The sequence below is a fragment of the Leptolyngbya sp. FACHB-711 genome, from assembly GCF_014695615.1.
In the GTDB taxonomy this organism is placed as follows: Bacteria; Cyanobacteriota; Cyanobacteriia; order Elainellales; family Elainellaceae; genus Leptolyngbya_A.
On record NZ_JACJOR010000138.1, the window covers coordinates 1 to 5998 of the forward strand.

General features: G+C 53.8%; 3 protein-coding genes. 1 reads left to right on the forward strand and 2 read right to left on the reverse strand.

Annotated features, from left to right (window positions below):
- Window positions 1-446: 446 nt before the first annotated feature.
- Window positions 447-674, reverse strand: a complete 228-nt coding sequence (locus H6F80_RS04635) for a hypothetical protein (RefSeq protein ID WP_199296373.1) — start codon at window positions 672-674, stop codon at window positions 447-449.
- Window positions 675-1110: 436 nt separating this feature from the next.
- Between H6F80_RS04635 and H6F80_RS04640 the strand changes: the two genes are divergently transcribed.
- Window positions 1111-4557 carry a hypothetical protein gene (locus H6F80_RS04640; RefSeq protein WP_190790439.1) on the forward strand — a complete coding sequence of 1149 codons (3447 nt, stop codon included), beginning with the start codon at window positions 1111-1113 and terminating at the stop codon, window positions 4555-4557.
- 7 nt (window positions 4558-4564) lie between these two features.
- Here the strand turns inward: H6F80_RS04640 and H6F80_RS04645 are convergent, their stop codons facing one another.
- Window positions 4565-5935, reverse strand: a complete 1371-nt coding sequence (locus H6F80_RS04645; protein ID WP_190790440.1) for a DHH family phosphoesterase — start codon at window positions 5933-5935, stop codon at window positions 4565-4567.
- Window positions 5936-5998 lie beyond the last annotated feature (63 nt).

A 5998-nucleotide genomic window follows, 5' to 3' on the forward strand; every position in this document is an offset into this window, starting at 1 on the left:
CAGGTGATGTCTTTCACTAATTGACAATTTGCCATATCGCTTCCGGCTACCGTTATAGAAGGGCTTGAAATTCATAGATTGCTTATGTCTAAAACCTCAGTGCAGCTACTGAACGCTGCGCTCAACGCCTTATCAATGAAGCTTTTCGTCTGCGGCTAAGGCGATGAATTCTGTTAATTCTTTACGGTTAAAAGTAACTGCCTGGCTAGAACTCGAAAAAGCACTGATGTGAGTTAACAAACCAGCCTACTAGCAAGAGGCTAAATAGGTGAATTCTTGCCGCAAAATTAAGTTCAAGAGGGCGAACATCGATACAAATCTCCGCAGGGTTACTGAGAACGTGCGCTGCTTTTGTAGGGATACAGCAACTTCTCAGCAGATGTACGACCGCGATCGTCCCTCCCCTGCAGAATTTAGTGCGGAATTTAATACAGTGCCAGAGCAGGCTAAGACGATGAACCCGATCGCTCAGAAACCTGCCCGGAATTCTGGGTCTCTAACTCCAAAATGGGCAGTCGATCGCCCCGAAAAATTTCTTCGCTGGCTTCGCCGACTTCCCGCATAACTTGTAGGACGGCTTTACTGCCAAGCAGAACGGCAAGCACCGGAATTGTGCCTAAGCTGAGGAGGAGGGAGGTTGGGATTTTAACGCCGGGCATGGATTCTTGGGGCATGGATTCTGGGGGCATTGGTTTAAAGGCATCCTTTCAAAGATGAGGTGAATCCCGGTAGTCGCTGCAATTCCGGCGGATCAAAGTCGATTGATTTAGCCAAATCAAGCACAATAGATGAAAAAAGGGCTGATACTGTAGGCAATTCCCTGTAAAGTTTTGTTAGTTGAGGCAAAGCTTGACTTTTGAGCCTCTCCTCAACCCGGATAAGCCTTCTCCCAAAAACAATTCTGGCTATTCTATAGCGTGAATGGTGTTCAATCTAGTTTGTCGTCCTGATTTGCAGTCTAAGTCTGGTTTCTCCGGCGGTTCCCTGTTCAGATTCCCAGTTTAAATGAAAACCTTGTGCATCATTCGAGCGGAATCCGAGTATGCTATGAGCCTGAAAGGTGATGTACCTGCCACGCTAACCTTAGCGAATTGCTACGTCAGGGTCTAAATGTCAAACGCAACCGCAACCCCATCTTCTTCTCGATCGCCCCTTGAGCGATGGATTCATCAGACGATCGCGCAACGTGGACTGCGCGTAAAGTTTCGGCTGCGGGGTAATAAGCTGCATTTGTTGATTGAGCAACAAACCTGTCCAGACCGGACGGAGATGCTGCGGTGGCTGGTTCCGGCTCTGCAAGAAACGAATCTAAACACTCTGCTGTCTGACGATCAGCCGCCGATTTATCAGCTTCAGCTTTATGCCTGCGAACTGAGCCAGCGTCAGCCCCTCTGGACGGCTGCTATCTATCTCAATCAGCTCGATCGTCATCTCAATCAGCTTACAGTGGGTGAAGCCGTGCCCGAAGTGATCGTTTCGGTTGCTGCTCCCGAGCAGCCTGCGAGTTTTCCGCCTCAGAGAATGGCTTTCGATCGTCCCCCCGCTTCCCAGAGCAATCCTCGTCCCGCCTCCCCAGCGAGTCATCGTTCCCCCGATACAGCGGCTCTGGCTTTGTCGAATCTTAGTCTGGCAAAGCGCGGGGAGGAAATGGCGATCGCCAGCTACCTGAGCGAAACCCTTAGTCATTGGGGGGTTGGGGTGCGGGTTAGTGCGAAATCAGTTTCCTATTCTCCGCCAGCTGCGGTTTATTCCAGCGATACGCCCCTTCAAGACACCTGGACGGCAAAACGTCTCTGGGTTGCCTGTGAAGCAGCTTATAGCCTCGATCCGGCTTCGTTGGGGGAACCGATTACCCAAAAGCTGCGCGAACTCGAGATCGAAGGCTATCGGGATGCGATCGTCCTGTTTCAAGTGCAGGGGGAAACCGAACCCGACTGGCTGCTGCGGGTTGACCTGACTCCGGCAACGGAAATGCTGCGCGAGTGGGCACGCTGGGGTGATGTGGAGGCGCTCCAACGGCTGCTGAACCAGGATCTGGCTGCCTGGGCACTAGAGATTACGAAAGCGACGCTGACGGATACGACGCTGCACCTCTGCACAGAATGGCAAACGATTGAGCCATCAGGATCGAGAGCTGACCTGCTACCGGAACCGATTGCTTCTGCCGGAGGAAAGATGGCGTTGCAGCGCAGCCTGGCAGAACCAGAGCAAAAGCGACTCAAAGCCGAAGTTGCCCTGGCACTCGAAGCCCTGGGACCTCAAGGAATTCATGCGGCGACGCTCTATGGTCCTGAAACGGCTGCGGATTCGCCGGGCTGGGTCGAGTGGATGTCGCTGCCTGCTGCGATTCATGCTGCCTTTGCCGATCCGCCTCTGACTCTGGCACAGCGCGGAGACTGGGAAGCCGTTGCCTTTTTGCTGCATCGATTGCTAAATCCAAATCTCGATCGCTATTTGACGATCGGCGGAATTCGCCTGCTGCTGTTGCCGAAGCCTGACCCGAATGCCAAAGGAGAGCCAGGAGATGACCCCAAGCTTCTGCTGCATCTGATGTGCGAGGGGGTCATTTGCCCCGAGCAGCGACAGGTTAGCCTGGCAGCCTCGCGATTCCTTCAGCAGCTCAAACTGCCCAATTTGTCGGGCGTTCGCATCTACGGGCGCAGAGCCGGACAGAAAAAACCGCTCTGGAGCAATGGCGTAGACTTTTTGCCGCGTCAGCGATTGGTTCCCGAAGTCATACCCGAATTTGCTGCCACATCTGCCTATGTGGATGAGCTACTTCCCGCTTCGGAAGCATCGATTTTGCGTCCTGAGCTGACTCCTGCCGATCTTCAGAGCACCTGGCGAGAGTTGCGGCAGCGATGCGGCTATCAGATCCGCCAGCTTTTGACCCGATCGCAGATTTTTGTGCCTGCGGCTGAACAACACCCAAAAGCCGCCCTGCCTGGAAAGGTCAGCTATCAAGGAACTGCTGCTGGTCTGGTCTGGAGTGCGATCGGCTTGCTGCTGATGGTGCAGGGAAATCTGCTGTTGCTAAGCTGGCTTCGCGGTCAGCCCACTCCGGCAGAGGCAGAGAATCGATCAACGCTCATTGCTCCGACCGAACCCGTTACCCCTAACCAGGAACCCCCTCAAGCATCACCCCAGGTATCGCCCCGAGTTTCGGTTTCTCCTGCTCCGCTGTCTGCTTCTCCAAACGGGCAGGCTTCGCCGCCGATTCGCCTTAGGCAGGCTCCCAACACCGACTCCAATACATTTAATCGTGAAGGATTTACCCGTCCTACTCCGCAGGGAAACCCATCGGCTGCAACCCGTTCTCTGGCTGTGCCTGGACAGAATGCTGCCCCTCGGCAAACGGCTGCACCTCGTCAAACTACTGCCTCGCAACCCCTACGTTACACGCCCATTAACAATCGCTTAAATCAAGCCGCGTTTGAAATTCAGGCACAGGCGACCAATCTGCCCACGTTTAACAGTCGTCAGCTCGATCAGAAACTTCAGCTTTACTACAACTTCCTGCGGGAACAGGGAACGCCCGATGTTTTGATTGTGGGAAGTTCTAGGGCACTGCGCGGTATTGATCCGATCGCCCTTCAGCAGGAGCTTGCTAGACTCGGCTACCCTGACCTGAAGATTTTCAACCTGGGGATTAATGGTGCGACGGTGCAGGTAGTGGATCTTTTGGTGCAGCGCATTCTGACCCCCGATCAGTTGCCGCGCCTGATTATCTGGGCAGATGGGGCACGCGCCTTTAATAGTGGCACAACGGATGTTACCTACAACGGCATCGTGGCTTCGGCTGCCTATCGTCAGTTGCTTGCTGGAACCTTTCCCCTTCCCAACCTGCCCGGAACGAGTGCCACCCAACCTACCCAAAAGTCAGGATTCCGCTTCTCGTTTAATGCTTCGCTTACCGAGTCTTACCAGCAGCTCGATCGCTGGTTTAGCAGTCAGCTTGCAAATGTGGCTCCGGTTCATCAAGGGCGCGATCGGATCAAGCATTTGATCCAGCAGCAGCTGACTGCCTTGATGCCTGATGGGTCTGAATCCCCTGTGCCTGCAATGACTGCCCAATCTCCTGACCAGACTGCCAACTTATTACAGCCTGGACAGCCAGTGATAGATCTTCAGGGCTTTTTGTCGCTGGGAATGCAGTTTAATCCGGCAACTTACTATCAAAAATATGCTAGGGTGATCGGGCAGTATGACAGCGACTACGAAAATTTCCGCATTCAAGGCGAACAGGACAATGCCCTCAAATCGCTGCTGGAATTCACCCAGGCTCGCCAGATCCCCGTCGTGTTTGTCAATCTGCCTTTAACCGGAGACTATCTCGATCCGGCACGAATGCGCCATGAGCGCAGCTTCCGCCAGTACATGGTGCAGCAGCGAATGAGCAATTCAGGACTGGTCTTTGTCGACTTGGGTGAAAAATGGACATCCGAACTGCGCTATTTTTCGGACCCCAGCCACCTGAATCGGCATGGAGCTTATGCGGTGGCGGGGACGATCGCGCAAGATGCCCTCATTCCTTGGAATGCGACCCGATCGCGCTAGGCTTAGGTTAAACCGTGCGAATCATGCCGTTCTCAGGATTCACTAGGCGATAAAGCTTTTGCTTGATTTGCGCGTCGTAAACTTCCCACTTCATACGAGTGTATTCGGCGTTTTCGTTAAACCCAGAGAGGAAGCCCATCGGGATCTCGAATCCGCCTGCCATCGATCGCCCGCCGCCAAAGAACCGTCCGTGGGTATCTTGCCCGAAGGCTTCTTTGATGAACTCGTCGGGATCAAGGGTGATTTTATTGGTGCGGAGCGAACCAATCACCACCTCTAGATCTTCGTCTTCGTCGTGGACAATCCCATAGACAACGGCGGTATGCACGTTTTCCTCAGTTACCAGAAAATCCGCCGCTTGAGGGATTGCGTCACGATCGTCATACCGTAAATAGCCCACACCCGCGATCGAGAAGTTGTTTTGCAGAACGCGGTTACGCAGTGATCGTTCGATGACGTCCATCACCCGCTTCGATCGCGAGGCTTGCAGCACCGAGTTCAAAAGCTGCGAATCGTAATAGCGGCTCAGGTATCCGGCTGCCAGGAAGTCTTCTTCTTGCGCCTGCATTAGCCGATTCGTGTCCGATCGAATGCCGTGCATTAAGGCAGTAGCACACTTAATATGGTCGCTGTTGCTGCTGTCGAGCTTCAGCAGTCCGGCTTGCAAGTATTGGGTAAAGATTGTGGCAGTGGCGCGGGTTTGAGGACGCAGATCGATAAATTCTGCCTTTAGCTCACCCTGGCTTGTGTGGTGGTCAATTACGGCAATGATGGGCAAGTTTGCCTGCTGCACTAGCGGCATAAACTGCGTGGTTGTGCCCTGGTTGTCAATCAGGACGCAGCCGTGGTAATGAGAGAGGTTTTTTTCCTTTAGAGCTTGACCAGAGCAACGTTGGGCAGGCAATCCGGTCAGGCGCACCAAGGCAATGTTTTCCTGGTGGCTCAGCGTTCCCGCGTACACAATCTCACAGGTGATATCAAACTGCTCTGAGATCAGGCGATAAGCCCAGGCTCCTGAAAGGGCATCTGGGTCGGGAAAGTCTTGCAGAAGAACCAAATGGCGTTCGCCCCGGTGCTGGTCGAGCAGTCGCCGTAGCGCCTCGGTGCGCTGTTCGGTAACGCGCCATCCCTGAGGGGTTAGACCATTTTGAGCCGCTCTTGCTTCCCGTCCAGAGCTACCTGAGCCTGAATGGGCTGGGGACATGGAAATTACCCCAGAATTGGAGCTGCTTTGCACCGACGATCGTGACGGCATCGCTACGTGGTCGGCAGGTTTAGGCGATTCTGCTTTTGGCAGTTCTCGCTCAGAATCAACAGTGGCACTTTCAGTCATCAACAGCGAACCGTCGTAGGGTTTAGGCGAATTCAATTGCTGCATATTGGGCGAGGGTGAAAAATATACTGACACTGCCGTTTGTCTATCCCTCAGCGAAAGCAGGTC

Excerpts from the sequence above, each read along its gene's own strand:
- H6F80_RS04635 (WP_199296373.1), bottom strand. The coding sequence starts at position 674 with ATGCCCCAAGAATCCATGCCCGGCGTTAAAATCCCAACCTCCCTCCTC.
- H6F80_RS04640 (WP_190790439.1), top strand. The coding sequence starts at position 1,111 with ATGTCAAACGCAACCGCAACCCCATCTTCTTCTCGATCGCCCCTTGAG.
- H6F80_RS04645 (WP_190790440.1), bottom strand. The coding sequence starts at position 5,935 with ATGCAGCAATTGAATTCGCCTAAACCCTACGACGGTTCGCTGTTGATG.